The 18,096-nt window shown below is 62.0% G+C and carries 13 protein-coding genes; 8 read left to right on the forward strand and 5 right to left on the reverse strand.

What is annotated here, in order from left to right:
- The 3 genes from drmB to AYB31_RS21200 are packed head-to-tail and all read left to right on the forward strand — an operon-like array spanning nucleotide 1 to nucleotide 3,063.
- Nucleotides 1–1,857, forward strand: coding sequence for a DUF1998 domain-containing protein (drmB, locus tag AYB31_RS16790; RefSeq protein ID WP_068829858.1), 1,857 nt, complete (start codon nucleotides 1–3; stop codon nucleotides 1,855–1,857).
- Nucleotide 1,858: 1 nt separating this feature from the next.
- Nucleotides 1,859–2,623: a DISARM system phospholipase D-like protein DrmC gene (gene drmC, locus AYB31_RS16795; protein ID WP_068829859.1), complete on the forward strand. Its 765-nt coding sequence runs from the start codon at nucleotides 1,859–1,861 to the stop codon at nucleotides 2,621–2,623.
- An 11-nt stretch (nucleotides 2,624–2,634) separates the two neighbouring features.
- Nucleotides 2,635–3,063, forward strand: coding sequence for a very short patch repair endonuclease (locus AYB31_RS21200; RefSeq protein ID WP_269085716.1), 429 nt, complete (start codon nucleotides 2,635–2,637; stop codon nucleotides 3,061–3,063).
- On the opposite strand, the gene AYB31_RS16800 is transcribed toward AYB31_RS21200, so the two are convergent.
- The 3 genes from AYB31_RS16800 to AYB31_RS16810 form a co-directional block, all read right to left on the reverse strand.
- Entirely contained in the window at nucleotides 3,014–4,060 is a 1,047-nt protein-coding gene (locus tag AYB31_RS16800) for a DNA cytosine methyltransferase (protein ID WP_068829860.1), read from the reverse strand. The genes AYB31_RS21200 and AYB31_RS16800 overlap by 50 nt on opposite strands.
- 197 nt (nucleotides 4,061–4,257) lie before the next feature.
- Nucleotides 4,258–5,502: a ribonucleotide-diphosphate reductase subunit beta gene (locus AYB31_RS16805; protein ID WP_068829861.1), complete on the reverse strand. Its 1,245-nt coding sequence runs from the start codon at nucleotides 5,500–5,502 to the stop codon at nucleotides 4,258–4,260.
- A 350-nt stretch (nucleotides 5,503–5,852) separates the two neighbouring features.
- Nucleotides 5,853–8,732 carry a ribonucleoside-diphosphate reductase subunit alpha gene (locus AYB31_RS16810; RefSeq protein ID WP_068829862.1) on the reverse strand — a complete coding sequence of 960 codons (2,880 nt, stop codon included), beginning with the start codon at nucleotides 8,730–8,732 and terminating at the stop codon, nucleotides 5,853–5,855.
- A 755-nt stretch (nucleotides 8,733–9,487) separates the two neighbouring features.
- Here AYB31_RS16810 and AYB31_RS16815 point away from each other — a divergent pair.
- The 3 genes from AYB31_RS16815 (at nucleotide 9,488) to AYB31_RS16825 (ending at nucleotide 12,961) form a co-directional block, all read left to right on the forward strand.
- Complete coding sequence (locus AYB31_RS16815) at nucleotides 9,488–10,207, forward strand: response regulator (RefSeq protein WP_068829863.1); 720 nt, start codon at nucleotides 9,488–9,490, stop codon at nucleotides 10,205–10,207.
- On the forward strand, nucleotides 10,204–11,817 hold the full coding sequence (locus AYB31_RS16820) for an ATP-binding protein (RefSeq protein ID WP_068829864.1): 1,614 nt from the start codon (nucleotides 10,204–10,206) through the stop codon (nucleotides 11,815–11,817). Before AYB31_RS16815 ends, AYB31_RS16820 begins: the two co-directional genes overlap by 4 nt.
- A gap of 121 nt (nucleotides 11,818–11,938) precedes the next feature.
- Nucleotides 11,939–12,961: an alpha/beta fold hydrolase gene (locus tag AYB31_RS16825; RefSeq protein ID WP_068829865.1), complete on the forward strand. Its 1,023-nt coding sequence runs from the start codon at nucleotides 11,939–11,941 to the stop codon at nucleotides 12,959–12,961.
- Between the two features lie 348 nt (nucleotides 12,962–13,309).
- Here AYB31_RS16825 and glpD read toward each other — a convergent pair whose 3' ends face one another.
- Together glpD and AYB31_RS16835 are read right to left on the reverse strand one after the other, a co-directional pair.
- Complete coding sequence (glpD, locus tag AYB31_RS16830; RefSeq protein WP_068829866.1) at nucleotides 13,310–14,839, reverse strand: glycerol-3-phosphate dehydrogenase; 1,530 nt, start codon at nucleotides 14,837–14,839, stop codon at nucleotides 13,310–13,312.
- Between the two features lie 158 nt (nucleotides 14,840–14,997).
- Nucleotides 14,998–15,756: a DeoR family transcriptional regulator gene (locus tag AYB31_RS16835; RefSeq protein WP_068829867.1), complete on the reverse strand. Its 759-nt coding sequence runs from the start codon at nucleotides 15,754–15,756 to the stop codon at nucleotides 14,998–15,000.
- A gap of 276 nt (nucleotides 15,757–16,032) precedes the next feature.
- Here AYB31_RS16835 and ybaK point away from each other — a divergent pair, with 276 nt between their 5' ends.
- Both ybaK and glpK read left to right on the forward strand, forming a co-directional pair.
- Complete coding sequence (ybaK, locus tag AYB31_RS16840; protein ID WP_068829868.1) at nucleotides 16,033–16,503, forward strand: Cys-tRNA(Pro) deacylase; 471 nt, start codon at nucleotides 16,033–16,035, stop codon at nucleotides 16,501–16,503.
- An 83-nt stretch (nucleotides 16,504–16,586) separates the two neighbouring features.
- Nucleotides 16,587–18,074 (forward strand): glycerol kinase GlpK, encoded by a 1,488-nt coding sequence (glpK, locus tag AYB31_RS16845; RefSeq protein WP_068829869.1) that lies wholly within the window; start codon nucleotides 16,587–16,589, stop codon nucleotides 18,072–18,074.
- Nucleotides 18,075–18,096: the final 22 nt, after the last annotated feature.

Here is an 18,096-nt window from a genome sequence, read left to right on the forward strand (position 1 = left end):
ATGTCTAAACAAAGAGCGCCTGTAGGCTCGGTGCGTCCGAGCCAACTGTTGTGGACATACGGTCCTGGGGCATTGATCGATTTGCCGAACATTTCCGTCGTCACCATGGGTATAGATTCTTGGGAGCAAGATCGATGCTTGCCAGTCCAGGAAAAACGACTTCTCGCTGCGGTACAGAAAGCACTGGGACCACAAGTACAGTCGCTGCGCCTGCCTCCGTTCAGCAAGAGTGAGGTGATCGACCCGACTTCGGCGGAGGCCTATGTCGGGGTGCCGGTGAAGCCATTTCCACGCTGGTTACGTTGCGTCAAATGCGGAATGCTCGCCCCATTCGACAGTGGCCTATTCGAATTGAAAGAGAATCGCTATAGGCCTGAGGCTACTCGTTTCGTACACAAAGGGTGCAAGGGTTCAAAAGGGGACCAGCCGCCGAAGGATGCTGATGCGGTGCCGGCTCGTTTTCTGTTGGCATGCAAGAATGGTCATTTGGATGATTTTCCTTGGCTGTGGTTCGTGCATAGCGGCCCTCATTCTTGCAGAGGTACCTTGCGCTTCTTCGAAAGCGGTGCCTCGTTACAAACCGAGAACCTCTGGGTTAAATGCGACGATTGCGGCTTGGCGAAGAGCATGGCCCATGCGTTTGGAAGTATGGGCAAGGAGAACTTGCCAGGATGCCGTGGTCGCCATCCCCATTTGAATGCCTTCGATGGTGAATGCGATGCTGAGCCTAGGGCAGTTCTCCTGGGGGCGACCAATACTTGGTTCCCTATTTCGATATCGGCTTTAGCTATTCCGCAGGCCAAGGACTCTCTTGGGCAGTTGGTTGAAGACGGATGGAAATTCTTTCTCGATGTGGAGTCGTCGGAGGAATTGGCCTTTGTGGTGAAAACGCTGAAAAAATCCGGAGATCTTCTGGGGATCGAGAAGCACTCTGTGGAGTCGATCTGGACTGCAATTCAATCGCGAATTGAGGGAAGTGAAGATTCTGTTAACGAGGACGATATTAAAGGGCCTGAGTGGCAGGTGCTAACAGATCCTAATCCTGTCAACGATTACCCCCACTTCATGTCTGAAACAGTGAACGCCCCTTATGGGTTCGAGGGGCGTATCGCAAGAGTTTTGCTGCTTAAGCGTTTGCGAGAGGTAAATGCGCTCATCGGTTTCACTCGAGTCGAGGCGCAAGATGTTGGCGGCGATCCGGATACGGGTCTAGGCAAGGCTCCGCTATCTAGTCATAAGCCTGAATGGGTACCTGCGAACCAGGTACATGGTGAAGGCATCTTTATTCAGTTTGATGAGCAATCGATTGCCGAGTGGGAGTCGCGCCCAGCGGTGTTAGCGTTAAACCAGCGACTCCTCCTCGGCCATCGCTTGTGGCGGACAAAGCGCCGGATCGCTGCTCCTGATGAGGGGTACCCAGGAGCGCGGTACGTTCTATTGCACACACTTGCCCATCTACTAATACGTGAAATGGCTCTTGAGTGTGGTTACAACGCTGCAAGCATTCGTGAGCGAGTTTATGCATCAGCTACAGGAGAGGATAACCAGGCTGGAATCATCATTTACACCGCTGCTGCTGACTCAGATGGAACCCTTGGGGGGCTTGTAGAGCTAGGAAAACCTGAGAATCTTGAGCGATTGCTTGTCCAGGCGTTGCGTCGCGCGCGGATTTGCTCCTCAGATCCGCTCTGTTCCGAGCACGACCCTCAGAAGGATGGGAAGCTGCATGGGGCTGCCTGTCACGCCTGTTCTTTAGTTCCCGAAACATCTTGCGAGCGTGGCAACGGTTACTTGGACAGAGCAATGGTAGTGGAGACAGTCAAAAACGCTGATGCCGCTTACTTCAAGAGCTTTTGAGATGAAGGCGCTATTCGATGCTATCTCTCAGTTGGTTTCTGAGCTTTCTGTTGAGAGGTTGTCAGCGATCGCCGTCAGTTTAAAAAGTATGCAGGCCGACCAGGCCGGATTGTTCAGGGAGTCTATTGGCGTTACGGGCAATAGGTCGAGAAAGGCACTCAATGATTTGACCAGTGCCTGGTCGGAGAACCCGATACCCGCCGAACAGCTCGCTGGGATGCTGCTGGCGGCTGGACATGCGTATCGGGCTTGCGAGCTGCGACAAAGTGTCGAGTTGGTGTGGACGGGGCCCAGGACGGATTCAGTACCGACTCGTCTCACCGAACAGGTGCTGATCCAGGTTATCGAGGCGGCGAAGGAACGGCTCTTCATCACAAGTTATGTGGCCTACGATGTTGAGTCCGTGATAGCCGCTTTACTCGCTGCGATGGGGCGTAAGGTGATGGTCGAGTTCCTGCTCGAACTCCCAAGTATTCACGGTGGTAAGGTCAGTATTGACGCGATAGCAAATTTGCGCAGCATCCTACCGGATGCCAAGTTCTATGTTTGGAAGGAGAAGGCGGAGTCGTTCAAAAACGGTAGCGTCCATGCAAAGGTCGCTGTCGCAGATGGCCAAATTTGTTTCATCACCAGCGCTAACCTTACTGGCTTCGCCATGGAGCGCAACATGGAAGCGGGGGTGTTGATCAAAGATGGGCACGTTCCAGACAAGCTGCATCGACATCTGGATGCTTTGGTCTCCACGGGAGTCGTTACTCGAGTCTGAGAGGTGAGGTGGTGGATCGAAGCGAGATTATGCGGTCGGTCAGGCGAGAGCACACAACTCCCGAACTCGTAGTTCGACGCTCGCTACATCGCCTGGGTTTTCGTTTCCGACTGCATCGCAAGGATCTTCCAGGTTCGCCCGATATAGTCTTACCACGATTTCGAACTGTTATCTTCGTGCACGGCTGCTTCTGGCACCGGCATCCAGGATGCCGATACACGACGACACCTCAATCTCGGCAGAACTATTGGTTGCCGAAATTCATGGCCAATGTCGAGCGGGATCAGCGAAGTGTCGACTCGCTTCGGGAGTCAGGCTGGAGAGTCGTAATCGTGTGGGCGTGCGAAACCAAACTGGTGGACGAGCTTGACCAGCTTTTGCTGCATTCGTTCAGGCTTGATGAGCCTGTTCAACATGCTGGCGTAAACTCTCTCCGATGACTTCTCCCAAGCGAACCGGGACGGCGTTTCCGATCATTCGTCCAATAGTGCGAAAGTTTATTTTTTCAGTAGGCATGAACTCATAGTCCAGGGGAAAGGATTGCAGGATCGCGGCCTCACGAAGAGAGATAGCCCGATTCTGATCCGGGTGTCCGAATCTCCCGTTCCCGAAGCCGTAGCATAGAGTGGTCATGGTTGGAGCTGGTTCCTCCCAGCGCATACGTCCGTAGACACTTGGATAGGTTCTACCGCTCGACTTTCGATGACAATCCGCTACCAGATGTTCTGGCCAGTCTCTCCAGGTGCCGCCTGGCTTCGAGTGAATGATGCGTTTCAGGTTGAGGTGAGATAGCGCCGCAGCTCGATGAAGAGGGTCAAGCGTGTGGCATTCACCGGCCGAGATCTTGGGTAGGTGGCCGATTGCATCCTGGACCTTCACAGGTTCGCCTAGATGGGTCTTTTGGATGAGGTTCACATCACCCAATCGTGAGGCCAGTAGCACATGGCGTTTTCGGTGTTGGGGAAGGCCGTACTCAATGCAAGTGACTTTACCAGCCCATACTCTGTAGTCGAGCGCTTCGAGCGCTGCTACGAAGTCATGGTAGACCTCATGCTTGGTCACATCCGGCACGTTTTCCATTGTGACCAGTTCTGGTTTGATACCCTCAATCAGCCTTTTGAAGGCGTAGAGCAAAGGCCACTTACGATCGCTGCGAGTGTCACGCCCTTGGTTGTAGCTAGAAAAGGGTTGGCATGGTGCGCAACCAGCTAATAGCTTGATGGACCCCGATCTGTACCAAGAGGAGACCTCCTCGACTGACAAATCTTCGACGCTTTTGCATACGAAGCTGGCACCATTGTTCTTCTCGTAGGCATAGCGGCAATTTTCGTCTATATCGTAGCCGGCATGGACGCTCAGGCCTGCTTGTCGAAGCCCTGCGGTTAGGCCTCCAACACCACAGAAAAGATCCACTACATCAATGCGGGGTAAGGTCATGAGCTTTATTCGGCATCCGAGTTTGGGCGCGAATGGTAGAGATTAATGCAGTTCAAGTCGAACTAGCTGAGCGCTAATGAGGTTGTTTCGATTCAACTCACTTAAAGGGACTGCCCTGTGGCAGCCCCTTTTTGGTGCATCCGTTTCACGCTTAGTGAGAAACTTTCACGGTCTAGCGATTTTGAGCGGCCTTATTTTTAATCCCAGCTCAGAGCACCACCAGTCTGATACTCAATCACACGCGTCTCGAAGAAGTTCTTCTCCTTCTTCAGGTCCATGATCTCGCTCATCCACGGGAACGGGTTGGTCGCGCCCGGGTACTCTTCTTTCAGGCCGATCTGCGTCAGACGACGGTTGGCGATGAACTTCAGGTAGTCCTCCATCATCGCCGCGTTCATGCCCAGCACGCCGCGCGGCATGGTGTCACGCGCGTATTCGATCTCCAGCTGGGTGCCCTGCAGGATCATCTGGGTCGCTTCGTCCTTCATCTGGGCGTCCCACAGATGCGGGTTCTCGATCTTGATCTGGTTGATCACGTCGATACCGAAGTTCAGGTGCATGGACTCGTCGCGCAGGATGTACTGGAACTGTTCGGCGGTGCCGGTCATCTTGTTGCGGCGGCCCATGGAGAGGATCTGGGTGAAGCCGCAGTAGAAGAAGATGCCTTCCAGTACGCAGTAGTAGGCGATCAGGTTGCGCAGGAACTGGCGGTCGGTCTCCGGGGTGCCGGTCTGGAACTGCGGGTCGGAGATCGAGCGGGTGTACTTCAGGCCCCAAGAGGCTTTCTTCGCGACCGAAGGAATCTCGTGGTACATGTTGAAGATCTCGCCTTCATCCATGCCCAGCGACTCGATGCAGTACTGGTAGGCGTGGGTGTGGATCGCTTCCTCGAAGGCCTGGCGCAGGATGTACTGGCGGCACTCGGGGTTGGTGATCAGGCGGTACACGGCCAGCACCAGGTTGTTGGCAACCAGGCTGTCGGCGGTGGAGAAGAAGCCGAGGTTGCGCATGACGATGCGGCGCTCGTCCTCGGACAGGCCGTCCTTGCTCTTCCACAGGGCAATGTCGGCGTTCATGTTCACTTCCTGCGGCATCCAGTGGTTGGCGCAACCATCCAGATACTTCTGCCAGGCCCAGTCGTACTTGAAGGGTACGAGCTGGTTGAGGTCGGCGCGGGCGTTGATCATCTGCTTGTCGCCGACGTGGACGCGGGCGCTGGCGCCTTCCAGGTCGTCGAGGCCTTCCTGGATGTCCAGGTCGTTCAGCGCCTTCTTGGCGCGGGCGATGGCGTCGGAGTCGTTGGCATCGACGGCGCGGGCCTGCTCGACGGAGCCGGCGGCTTCGTCGTCGAGCTTGTCGGCCGCGGCGGCCACGACGGCAGCGGCAGGCTTGGCAGCCGCTTCGGTGGTGTCTTCCTTATCGAATTCGTCCCAGCTGAGCATGGTGGTCTCCTGCTTGGTTCTCATGGCCGCAATTGGGCGACCTGTATGAATGTCCAGTAATTCTGATTATGTTCCGTTGCGATCTGCACGCAAGGGTTAAACCCTGCCACCCGTCGGTGGCACCCAGGCCCGCAAGGCGGGCGAGGGGAGATGTTCTTGGGGGCTGTGCCCCGGACCCGAAGGGAAGCCGAGTTGCTTTCAGCTTTTACTGTTGGCAACTCGGTGCGAGCGGTTTGCAGAGCGAGGCAGCGCTAGGCGCCCGGTAGGGTGGAGCCCCTGAGCGTGCTGTAGCACGTGATGGGGGCCGCCCTGCCGGGCAACAACGCGAGGTCCGCTCTGCGGGCCGCGACTTACTGACAAGCTTCGCAGTCGGGGTTATCGATGGAGCAGGCCTGCGGCACCGCTGCCGGAGCAGCGAAGTTGCCTTCGTCGATCGCACCACTGGACACGGCGTTGAGCTTGCCGGTGTTGATGGTGGATTTCTCGGTGCTGGTGGCGGCCAGGGCACGGAGGTAGTAGGTGGTTTTCAGACCACGGTACCAGGCCATGCGGTAGGTCACGTCCAGCTTCTTGCCCGAGGCGCCGGCGATGTACAGGTTCAGCGACTGCGCCTGGTCGATCCACTTCTGGCGGCGGCTGGCGGCGTCGACGATCCACTTGGTTTCCACTTCGAACGCGGTGGCGTACAGGTCCTTGAGGTCCTGCGGGATGCGCTCGATCTGCTGCACGGAGCCGTCGTAGTACTTCAGGTCGTTGACCATGACGCTGTCCCACAGGCCGCGGTTCTTCAGGTCGCGAACCAGGTAGGGGTTGATCACGGTGAACTCGCCGGAGAGGTTCGATTTCACGTACAGGTTCTGGTAAGTCGGCTCGATCGACTGCGACACGCCAATGATGTTGGAGATAGTCGCGGTCGGCGCGATGGCCATGATGTTGGAGTTGCGGATGCCTTTCTTCACGCGCTCGCGGATCGGGGCCCAGTCCAGCGACTCGGACAGGTCGACGTCGATGTACTTCTGGCCACGCGCCTCGATCAGGATCTGCTGGGAGTCCAGCGGCAGGATGCCCTTGGACCACAGCGAGCCGTCGAAGGTGCTGTAGCTGCCGCGCTCGTCGGCCAGGTCACAGGAAGCCTGGATGGCGTAGTAGCTGATCGCTTCCATCGACTTGTCGGCGAACTCGATGGCCGCGTCGGAGCCGTAGGCGATGTGCTGCAGGTACAGGGCGTCCTGGAAGCCCATCAGGCCGAGGCCGACCGGACGGTGCTTGAGGTTGGAGTTGCGCGCCTGCGGTACCGAGTAGTAGTTGATGTCGATGACGTTATCGAGCATGCGCACGGCGGTCTTCACGGTGCGGCCGAGTTTCTCGGTGTCCAGCTTGCCGTCGACGATGTGGTTGACCAGGTTGATCGAGCCCAGGTTGCAGACTGCGATCTCGTCTTTGTTGGTGTTCAGGGTGATCTCGGTGCACAGGTTGGAGCTGTGCACGACGCCCACGTGCTGCTGCGGGCTGCGCAGGTTGCACGGGTCCTTGAAGGTCAGCCACGGGTGGCCGGTTTCGAACAGCATGGACAGCATCTTGCGCCACAGGTCCTTGGCGGCGATGGTCTTGTAGACCTTGATCTTGCCGTAGCCAGCCAGGGCTTCGTAGTACTCGTAGCGCTCTTCGAAGGCCTTGCCGGTCAGGTCGTGCAGGTCCGGTACTTCGGACGGGCTGAACAGGGTCCACTGGCCGTCGTCGAACACGCGCTTCATGAACAGGTCGGGAATCCAGTTCGCGGTGTTCATGTCGTGGGTGCGGCGACGGTCGTCACCGGTGTTTTTGCGCAGTTCGAGGAATTCCTCGATGTCCAGGTGCCAGGTTTCCAGGTAGGCACAGACGGCGCCTTTGCGCTTGCCGCCCTGGTTCACGGCCACGGCGGTGTCGTTGACCACTTTCAGGAAGGGCACGACGCCCTGGGATTTGCCGTTGGTGCCCTTGATGTAGGAGCCCAGCGCGCGCACCGGCGTCCAGTCGTTGCCCAGGCCGCCGGCGAATTTCGACAGCATGGCGTTGTCGTGGATGGCGCCGTAGATGCCCGACAGGTCGTCCGGCACGGTGGTCAGGTAGCACGAGGACAGCTGCGGACGCAGGGTGCCGGCGTTGAACAGGGTCGGGGTCGACGCCATGTAGTCGAACGAGGACAGCAGGTTGTAGAACTCGATGGCGCGCTCTTCGCGGTTCTTCGGCTCTTCGATGGCCAGGCCCATGGCCACGCGCATGAAGAACACCTGCGGCAGTTCGAAGCGGATGCCGTCCTTGTGGATGAAGTAGCGGTCGAACAGGGTCTGCAGGCCCAGGTAGGTGAACTGCTGGTCGCGCTCGTGGTTGATGGCGCGGCCCAGTTTTTCCAGGTCGTATTCTTTCAGCTTGGCGTCGAGCAGCTCGTATTCGGCACCTTTTTCCACGTAGGCCGGCAGGGCCTTGGCGTACAGGTCGGCCATTTCGTGGTGGGTGGCGCTGCTGGCGATGCCGAGGAAGGTCAGCGCTTCGGCGCGGATGTTGTCCATCAGCAGGCGGGCGGTGACGTAGGAGTAGTTCGGCTCGCGCTCGACCAGGGTACGGGCGGTCATCACCAGGGCGGTGTTGACGTCCTTCTCGGCCACGCCGTCGTACAGGTTCTTCAGGGTTTCGCGCTCGATCAGCTCGCCATCGACTTCGGCCAGGCCTTCGCAGGCTTCGCGGATGATGGTCTGCAGGCGGCCCATGTCCAGCGGCTGCAGGCTGCCGTCGGCCTTGGTCACGCGGATGCTCGGGTGCGGCTCGGCAATGTCGCTGGCGGGGCTGGCGTTCTTGCGCTTGGTGGCCTGGGCTTCGCGGTAGATCACGTAGTCGCGGGCGACCTTCTGCTCGCCGGCGCGCATCAGGGCCAGTTCGACCTGGTCCTGGATCTCTTCGATATGGATGGTGCCGCCGGAGGGCATGCGACGCTTGAAGGTCGCGGTGACCTGTTCGGTCAGACGGGCAACGGTGTCGTGGATGCGCGACGAGGCGGCAGCGCTGCCGCCTTCAACTGCGAGAAAGGCCTTGGTGATGGCGACGGTGATCTTGTCGTCGGTGTACGGCACCACGGTGCCGTTGCGCTTGATCACACGCAGCTGGCCGGGGGCGGTGGCGTTCAGGTCCTGGCCGGCATCGGCCGCCTGCGGCGCAACGGCCTGCGGGTTCTCGCGAGTTGTGTCGATCTGCATGGGGGTCTCCCGTCTCCATTTATTAGTAGGGCATCGATTGGCGGGGAGTGTTCCGCCAGACCAACGGCCACAGCTTTATTACGAATTACGTTTCAAACCAGCCACGCCGCTGGAACCTCCGGGAAGGTCAGGCGTGCGTGTACTACTTGCTACAACAAGGCAGGGTGCGCGGACTCAAGCGCCTCCATGGCCCAAGTCAAACATCACGGCCTATGCAAAACCGTGACCACAATACCTAGTGGTGTGCTCCATCTGGAGCTACAACCGCTATCGCCCGGGCAGACAACCATTACGGCCCTGGTGCGAGGCTCGGCGGATGAGGCCGGGCCGGTGTGAAACAGGTTGCGACTCACCGGGGGCGGCCAACGAAAGGGCCATCTCGACATTCATTCTTCTAGTGTCCGGTGGTCTGGCCTAAACCCAACATGTAGTGGGTTGGCGCTGTGGGGATACAAGATAATGCGCTGTTGGGGGCAATGCAAGGTGACTTGCCGGGTATAACCTGTGGATAAATTGTGGGTGGATTGTGGGTGAAATGGCTGAAGCCGGCGCAGGCTGCGTGATTGCTGGCTTATACCGTTCGTCGCCGTTCGCTGGCGGCGTCCGAGGCGGAAAATGCCTGGGTCGCTTATGGCCATAGCCACAACATATAGTGGTTGGCCTGTCCAGTGGAATGAGCTGTGCAACCGGGGTTCGATTGCTAGAATGCCGGGCTGGCTGAACGGCCGCGGCAGGCACAGTTGAAGGAGCCGAAGTTGGAACAAGAAGCGCAAATCCTGATTGTCGAAGACGATCAGCGACTGGCCGAACTGACCCGCGAATACCTGGAGAGCCATGGCCTGAAGGTGGCCATCGAATCGGATGGCGGCAGTGCCGTGGCGCGTATCCTGCGTGAGCAGCCGGACCTGGTGGTGCTCGACCTGATGTTGCCGGGTGAGGATGGTCTGTCCATCTGCCGCAAGGTGCGTGGTCGTTACGAGGGGCCGATCCTGATGCTAACCGCGCGCACCGACGACATGGACGAGGTGCTCGGCCTGGAAATGGGCGCCGATGACTATGTGTGCAAGCCGGTGCGCCCGCGCGTGCTGCTGGCGCGCATCCGTGCCCTGTTGCGACGCAGCGAGGGTGCCGACGCACCGGTCGAGGGCCAGCAGCGTCGCCTGGAGTTCGGCCAGCTGGTGATCGACAGCGCCATGCGCGAGGCCTGGCTGCGTGGCGAAGGCATCGAGCTGACCAGCGCCGAGTTCGACCTGCTCTGGCTGCTGGCGGTCAACGCCGGGCGCATCCTCTCCCGCGAGGAAATCTTCACCGCCCTGCGCGGCATCGAGTACGACGGCCAGGACCGCTCCATCGACGTGCGCATCTCGCGCATCCGTCCGAAGATCGGCGACGACCCGATGCACCCGCGCCTGATCAAGACCGTGCGCAGCAAGGGCTACCTGTTCGTCGCCGAGGCCGCTGCAGAGCTGCAATGAACACGATCTTCCTGCGTATCTACGGCGGCATCATTGCCGCGCTGGTGCTGGTCGCGCTGCTTGGCGTCGGCGCCCTGCAGCTGACCAACGAGGTGCGCAGCGACCAGTACCGCGAGAAGCTGGCGCGCGGCACCTTTCGCCTGATGGCGGACAACCTGCAGCACATGGATCAACTCGATCGGCGCCGCGCCCTGATTACCTGGAGCCGCCTGCTTGGCGTGCCGCTGGAGCTGCAGGCCGTGGCAGGCCTGCCGCTGGATGGCCGTGCCCGTGGTCGCCTGCAGCGCGGCCAGGTGCTGGTCGAGCAGACCGGGCCACACGCGGCGCGGGTGTATGTGCAGATCCCCGACGAGCCTCAGGTGCTGACCACCGAGGTGGAGCAGATCAGCGAGCAACTGGCGCGGGCCACGGTATTCCTGCTGATGGACGAGCTGGTGCGCTACCCGATCGCCGAGCAGCCCCGGCGCCTGGCGGAGCTGAAGGAAGAGAAGCAGTTCGGTTTTTCCCTGCGCCTGGTGGTGCTGGAGAAGGTCGACCTGGACGAGGACCAGCAGCGCCGGGTGGACGAGGGTGACACCGTGCTGGCGCTGGGCAAGGAGGGCGACTCGATTCGCGTGATCGCCGGCATGGTCAGCACGCCCTGGGTGCTGGAGGTCGGCCCGATCCAGCAGATGAACCCTTATCCGACCGAGTTGCTGGTGTTGATCGGCGCCCTCGGTCTGAGCCTTACCGGGCTGATCCTCTATCTGCTGGTGCGGCGCCTGGAGCGCCGCCTGCAGGGGCTGGAGGATGCTGCGGCGCACATTGCCGGCGGTCGTCTGGATGCCCGTGCACCGACCCTCGGCGCCGACTCGGTGGGGCGCCTGGCCACCACCTTCAACGCCATGGCCGAGCAGTTGCAACGCCTGCTCAACGTGCAGCGCGAGATGGTGCGAGCGGTGTCCCACGAATTGCGCACGCCGGTGGCGCGGCTGCGCTTCGGCCTGGAGATGATCGAGGATGCGCCGAGCGACGAGGCGCGGCGCAAGTACATGGACGGCATGGATGGCGATATCCAGGAACTGGACAAGCTGGTCGACGAGATGCTGGTCTATGCCCGCCTGGAACAGGGATCGCCGGAGCTGAACTATCAGAAGATCGACCTCTGCGCGCTGGTCGATCAGGTGATTGGCGAGCTGGCGCCGCTGCGTGCGAGCATCCGTGTCGAGCGCGGCCCCTGCCAGGATGGACCACACGGCGAGGTGCTGGTCGAGGCGGAGCCGCGCTACCTGCATCGCGCCCTGCAGAATCTGCTGAGCAACGCCATGCGCCACGCCGAGTCGCGGGTGCGGCTGACCTATCAGATCGGCCACAAGCGCTGCCGGGTGGATGTCGAGGATGACGGTCCCGGCGTGCCGGAGGATGCCTGGGAGCGTGTCTTCACGCCGTTCCTGCGTCTGGACGACAGTCGCACCCGCGCCTCGGGCGGGCACGGCCTTGGCCTGTCCATCGTGCGGCGAATCATCTACTGGCACGCCGGTCGCGCCCATGTCGGGCGCAGTGCCGAGCTGGGCGGCGCGCGCTTCAGCCTGGTCTGGCCGCGTCGGCAGGCGGCGCAGACGCCGCGCTGAAGCTAGCGTCACGACCGTTCGGCGTGCTTCATCAAATTGTCATCGAACTGTGGCAGCGGCCGCGAACAAACATCCGCAGACTCGCGCTTGACTGGGGTTCTGCGTTTTAGGTGTTTGCGTAATGCGTGCTTTCTTATTGCTGGCCGCACTCTTGTGTGGCCTGCCTTCCTTTGCGGCTTCCCGCTGCGATATCCAGGTGCCGACCGCCATGGCGACGGTGGGGGAGGTGCGTCTGGCCTACCAGAGCATCGGCCGTGCCAGCGACCCGGCGTTGCTGCTGGTGATGGGCCTTGGCGGGCAGTTGATCCACTGGCCGGACGAAGTGGTGGCGAGCCTGTGTCAGCAGGGTTTTCGGGTGATCCGCTTCGACAACCGCGATGTCGGCCTGTCCGTCTGGCGCGATGAGGCACCGACCGTGAGCCTGACCTACGAGCTGCTGCGTTATCGCCTGGGCCTGGCTGTGGAGGCGCCCTACGGCCTGCGCGACATGGCGCGTGATGCGCTGGGGCTGATGGACGCCCTCGGCATTCAGCGCTTTCATGTGCTGGGCGCCAGCATGGGCGGGATGATCGCCCAGCACCTGGCCGACCTGGCACCGCAACGCGTGGAGAGCCTGACCCTGCTGATGACCAGCTCCAGTGCGCCGGGCCTGCCGGCGCCCGATGCACGATTGCTGGCGCAGTTGGCGCGCCGTGAGGCGCCTGATCGTGAGGCTGCCATCGAGCAGCAGGCCGACCTGCTCATGGCCCTGGGCAGCCCGCGTCAGGGCAGTGACCGTGCGCAGCTGTTGCTGGAGGCCGCGCACAGCTATGACCGCGCCTACAACCCGGCAGGTGTGCAGCGGCAGATTCTCGCCATTCTCGCCGAGCCGAGCCGGGTGCCGTTGCTCAACCGCCTGCGCGTGCCGACCCTGGTGGTGCATGGCACCGCCGACCCTTTACTGCCGGCGATGCACGGCGTGCATGTGGCCGCGCATATAAAGGGGAGCGAGCTACGGCTGATTCCCGGCCTGGCCCATCGCTTCCAGGCGGCGTTCAAGGAGCCCCTGCTGGCGGCCGTGCTGCCGTACCTGCGCGACCAGCGGATGCGGGATGCACAGCTGGCCCAGAGCGCTGATGTGCAGGACGTGCGTTCGCGTCTGTAGCCGCGACCAGTTGCTTATCGAGTTGGCGAGTGATCGCGGCTGAAGCGGGATGCCGCCCAGTCGCTCCCACAAAAGCAGGTCTGCGCACGGTATGGATCTCAGGAGCGCCTCGTCTGTGGGAGCGGCTTTAGCCGCGATAAAGGCAGCCCGAAGCCACTCTGGGCCCCACCCGCTCTTACAAAATGCAGCAGCACGCAACTAGGTGTCGGCCGCGCTCAGTGCCCGTAGGAGGGGCCTTGGCCGCGACGCTTCTGCGCGCCATGAGTCGCGGCCAAGGCGGATGGCCGCCACGCTCCTCCTCCGAAGCACGAGCAGTTTGGGTGTCGACTGTGGCTCTGTGGGCGTGCTTTAGAGGGCGGCGGCGCTGGCTTGTGGCGTGTCCTGTTGCAGGTAGCTGCGCAGACGGGCTTGCTGGCTGGTGGTCATGAACAGGCCGAGCTTGGTGCGGCGCCAGAGGATGTCTTCGGCCTCCATGGCCCACTCCTCGCGGCGCAGGTAGTCCACTTCGCGGCTGTACAGGCCCGCGCCCAGGTGTTCGCCCAGCTCGCTCTGCCGCTGGATGCCGTCCAGCATGTGCCAGGTGCGGCTGCCGTAGGTGCTGGCCCAGCGTCGGGCCAGCTCGCGGTCGAGCCAGCCGAAGCGGCCGATCAGCTTGTCGACCAGGGCCTCGCGCTCGCCCATGTTCTCTCCGCCAGGCAGTGGCGCCTTGTCGGTCCAGGCCGGGCACAGGTGCGGGAAGCTGGGGGCCAGCAGTTCCATGGCCGACTCGGCCAGCTTGCGGTAGGTGGTCAGTTTGCCGCCGAACACCGACAGCAGCGGCGCCTCGCCCGGTGCGCCGGCCAGTGACAGGGTGTAGTCGCGGGTGATCGCCGAGGGCTGGTCGGACTCGTCGTCACACAGCGGCCGTACCCCGGAAAAACTGTGCAGGATGTCGCTGCGCTGCAGATGTTGCTTGAAGTGGTCGTTGACCACTTTCAGCAGGTAGTCGGTCTCTTCGTCGCTGATGCGCACCTTGGCTGGGTCGCCCTGATATTCACGGTCGGTCGTGCCGATCAGGCTGAAGCGCTCCAGCCAGGGGATCACGAAGACGATGCGCTGGTCCTCGTTCTGCAGGATGTAGGCCTGTTCGCCGTCATGCAGGCGCGGCACCACGATGTGGCTGCCCTGGATCAGGCGAATGCCGTAGGGCGACTTCTGTTTCAGGTCGTCCTGCAGGAACTGCGCGACCCAGGGCCCGGCGGCGTTGACCAGGGCGCGCGCGCGGATGGACAGCAGGCTGCCGTCGCTGCGCTCCAGATGCAGGTGCCACAGGCCCTTGCTGCGCCGCGCGCTGACGCAGCGGGTACGGGTGTGGATGTGTGCGTGGCGCTCGCGGGCAGCCATGGCGTTGAGCACCACCAGGCGGGCGTCGTCCACCCAGCAGTCGGAGTACTCGAAGCCGCGCGCGATTTCAGCCTTGAGCGGGCTGCCGGCGCCGAAGCGCACGCCATTCGAGCCCGGCAGCTTCTCGCGCTTGCCGAGGTGGTCATAGAGAAACAGGCCGGCGCGGATCATCCAGGCCGGACGCAGGTGTGGGCGGTGCGGCAGGATGAAACGCATGGGTTTGACGATGTGTGGCGCCTTGGCCAGCAGCACCTCGCGTTCGGCCAGGGCCTCGCGTACCAGGCGGAACTCGTAGTGCTCGAGATAGCGCAGGCCGCCGTGGATCAGCTTGCTGCTGGCCGAAGAGGTATGGCTGGCCAGGTCGTCGCGCTCGCAGAGGAACACCGAAAGCCCGCGCCCGGCGGCATCGGCCGCGATACCGACGCCATTGATGCCGCCGCCGATCACGGCCAGGTCATAGATTTCGGCAAGCGGAGGCGTCTGGCTGAGCGGCATGGAGGGCACCGTGAGTTGTAATGTGAACGTAATGATGTTCGAAAGTGAAAATATGCTAGCCGAATACGTTCGCTTTCTCCAGCCTGAAAGGGGTTCGCTTGTCAGATCGAGATGGTTTTATCCGCGGCCGCCCTCTCTTGATGAGAGCGCGGCAGGGCTCAGACCAGGTGCAACTGGATCTTCTGTTCGTGCAGCAGGCGGGCGACTGCCGGGGAGGGCGGGGCGTCGGTGTAGATATGGTCGACCAGGGCGATGGAGCCTAGGCGTACCACGGCGTTGCGCCCGAACTTGCTGGAGTCGGCGGCCAGCAGTACCTGGCGGGCGTTGTCGATGATGGCCTGGGACACGCGCACTTCCTGATAGTCGAAGTCGAGCAGGCTGCCGTCCTCGTCGATGCCGCTGATGCCCATCACGGCGAAGTCGACCTTGAACTGCTGGATGAAGTCGGCCGCTGCCTGGCCTACCACGCCGCCATCGCTGCGCACGCTGCCGCCGGCGACCAGTACCTCGAAGTCGGCCTTGTCGGCCAGGGTCGCGGCCACGTGCAGGTTGTTGGTGATCACCTTGAGGTGCTTGTGGCCGAGCAGGGCGCGGGCGATGGCTTCGGTGGTGGTGCCGATGCTGATGAACAGCGAGGCGTGGTCGGGAATGGCGGCGGCGATGGCCTCGGCGATGCGCTGTTTCTCGTCGCGCATCTGCCCGGCACGCATGGCGTAGGCGGTGTTCTGGATGCTCGATGTCTCGCTCGCCGCACCGCCGTGGGTACGCCGCAGCAGGCCCTGTTCGGCCAACTGGTTGATGTCGCGGCGAATGGTCTGCGGGGTGACGGCGAAGGCCTGGGCCAGCTCGTCGATGCTGACATAGCCGCGCTCGCGGGCGCGTTCGAGGATGCTCTGCTGGCGGGGCGGGAGGCTCATGGGCGTTCCTTGGTAGCGCTGTCCAAGACCGGGTGTGGGGCGACTTCAGTCGCGATAAACAAGTCCATCGCGGCTATGGCCACCCTCACGGAGGCTGATCGCATGGCTGTTGTTATTGGCTGGCGGAGTATACGAGGTGCTGTCACGACGCGTCTTTTATACTCTGCCAACCATGGCGATACCCAGCGGGCCGTCGTTGTGCGACGTTAAAAACTGCTCCAGGCGGTTTTTTCCGTTAAGGTACGCCACTTCGTCAGCTGATTTTCACATTCGAACATGACTCCCGCCATCGATCTGCTGAAAAAAGCCAAGGCTGAGCACAAGGTCCTCAGCTATCACCATGACCCGAAGTCTGCCTCCTATGGCCTGGAGGCCGCGGAAAAGCTGGGGCTGGACCCGGCTCGGGTGTTCAAGACCCTGCTCGCCGCCACCGAGAAGGGCGAATTGCTGGTGGCGGTGGTGCCGGTTGCCGGTACGCTTGATCTCAAGGCCCTGGCTCAGGCCGCCGGGGTGAAGAAAGCCGACATGGCCGACCCGCAGCAGGCGCAGCGCAGCACCGGTTATCTGGTCGGCGGCATCAGCCCGCTGGGCCAGAAGAAACGCCTGCGTACCTTCATCGATGAGAGTGCCCGGCAGTACCCGACCATCCACGTCAGCGCCGGGCGGCGTGGTCTGGAGGTGGAACTGGCGGCCGCGGTGCTGGCCGAGCATACCCAGGGCAGCTTCGCGGCCATCGGCCGGGAGTGATCCAGTCTCTGTAACGGTAGGCGCGCGCTGCTCGCGAACGTGTTCTTACCTTTCAAACTCGACATAACAATAAGGAAGCGTGCATGTCCCAATACCTGCTTGCCATCGACCAGGGCACCACCAGTTCCCGTGCCATCGTCTTCAGTGCCCAGGGCCTGCCGCTGGCCAGTGCTCAGCGTGAGTTCAAGCAGTATTTCCCCAAGGATGGCTGGGTCGAGCACGACGCTGAGGAGATCTGGCTGACCACCCTGGCGGTCTGCCGTGAGGTGCTGGCCAGCAAGGGCCTCAAGGCCGAGGACGTGCTGGCCATCGGCATCACCAATCAGCGCGAGACCACCATCGTCTGGGATGCCGCTACCGGCACGCCGATCCATCCGGCCATCGTCTGGCAGGACCGCCGCACCGCCGACTACTGCGCCGGGCTCAAGGCCGCCGGCCACGAGGCCCTGGTCGCGCAGAAGACCGGCCTACTGATCGACCCCTATTTTTCCGCCACCAAGCTGCGCTGGATTCTCGAGCAGGTGCCCGGCGCCCGTGCGCGGGCCGAGCGTGGCGAGCTGCGTTTCGGCACCGTGGATAGTTTCCTGCTGTGGCGCCTGAGCGGCGGCAAGGTGCATCGCACCGATGCCAGCAACGCCTCGCGCACCCTGATGTTCAACATCCACGAGCAGCAGTGGGACGACGAGCTGCTGCAGCTGTTCGAGATTCCGCGCAACCTGCTGCCGGAGGTGCTGGATTGTGCCGCCGAGTTCGGCGCCACCAGCCCCGAGCTGCTCGGCGCCAGCATCCCGGTGCTGGGCATGGCCGGCGACCAGCAGGCGGCACTGATCGGTCAGGCCTGCTTCGACGAGGGCATGGTCAAGAGTACCTATGGCACCGGTTGCTTCATGATCCAGAACACCGGCGCCACGCCAGTGGTGTCGCAGAACCGTCTGCTCACCACGGTGGGCTATCGGCTGAACGGCAAGGTCACCTACGCGGTGGAGGGCAGCATCTTTGTCGCCGGTGCGGCGGTGCAGTGGCTGCGCGACGGCATCAAGCTGATCAGCGATGCGCGCGATACCGAACTGCTCGCCGAGCAGACGGGCGATGCCTGCGGCGTCTACCTGGTGCCGGCCTTCACCGGCCTCGGTGCACCCTACTGGGACCCCAAGGCGCGCGGCGCCATCTTCGGCCTGACCCGTGACACCGGGATCAAGGAAATCGTCACCGCCGGGCTGCAGGCGGTGTGCTACCAGACCCGCGATCTGCTCGAAGCCATGCGCCAGGACGGTGCTGCCGAGCCCAGCGCGCTGCGTGTCGATGGCGGCATGGTGGTCAACAACTGGGTGATGCAATTCCTCGCCGACATCCTCGGTGTGGCGGTGGAGCGGCCGGTGGTAACCGAGACCACCGCTCTCGGTGTGGCCTACCTGGCCGGCCTGCAGGCGGGCCTGTATTCCAGCCTGGAGGAGATCGCCAGTCACTGGCATCGCCAGCAGCGTTTCGTGCCGCGCATGGCCGATGGTCACCGCAGCAAGCTCTACGCCGGTTGGCTGGATGCGGTGCAGAGAGTGCGCAGCGAAGGCTGAGAGTGGTACAACTGTTGCGGTT

This window comes from Pseudomonas sp. BMS12 (assembly GCF_001592875.1).
Taxonomy (GTDB): domain Bacteria; phylum Pseudomonadota; class Gammaproteobacteria; order Pseudomonadales; family Pseudomonadaceae; genus Aquipseudomonas.

Excerpts from the sequence above, each read along its gene's own strand:
- AYB31_RS16805 (WP_068829861.1), bottom strand. The coding sequence starts at position 5,502 with ATGCTCAGCTGGGACGAATTCGATAAGGAAGACACCACCGAAGCGGCT.
- drmC (WP_068829859.1), top strand. The coding sequence starts at position 1,859 with ATGAAGGCGCTATTCGATGCTATCTCTCAGTTGGTTTCTGAGCTTTCT.
- glpK (WP_068829869.1), top strand. The coding sequence starts at position 16,587 with ATGTCCCAATACCTGCTTGCCATCGACCAGGGCACCACCAGTTCCCGT.
- AYB31_RS16835 (WP_068829867.1), bottom strand. The coding sequence starts at position 15,756 with ATGAGCCTCCCGCCCCGCCAGCAGAGCATCCTCGAACGCGCCCGCGAG.
- glpD (WP_068829866.1), bottom strand. The coding sequence starts at position 14,839 with ATGCCGCTCAGCCAGACGCCTCCGCTTGCCGAAATCTATGACCTGGCC.
- AYB31_RS16800 (WP_068829860.1), bottom strand. The coding sequence starts at position 4,060 with ATGACCTTACCCCGCATTGATGTAGTGGATCTTTTCTGTGGTGTTGGA.
- ybaK (WP_068829868.1), top strand. The coding sequence starts at position 16,033 with ATGACTCCCGCCATCGATCTGCTGAAAAAAGCCAAGGCTGAGCACAAG.
- AYB31_RS16810 (WP_068829862.1), bottom strand. The coding sequence starts at position 8,732 with ATGCAGATCGACACAACTCGCGAGAACCCGCAGGCCGTTGCGCCGCAG.
- drmB (WP_068829858.1), top strand. The coding sequence starts at position 1 with ATGTCTAAACAAAGAGCGCCTGTAGGCTCGGTGCGTCCGAGCCAACTG.
- AYB31_RS16825 (WP_068829865.1), top strand. The coding sequence starts at position 11,939 with ATGCGTGCTTTCTTATTGCTGGCCGCACTCTTGTGTGGCCTGCCTTCC.
- AYB31_RS16820 (WP_068829864.1), top strand. The coding sequence starts at position 10,204 with ATGAACACGATCTTCCTGCGTATCTACGGCGGCATCATTGCCGCGCTG.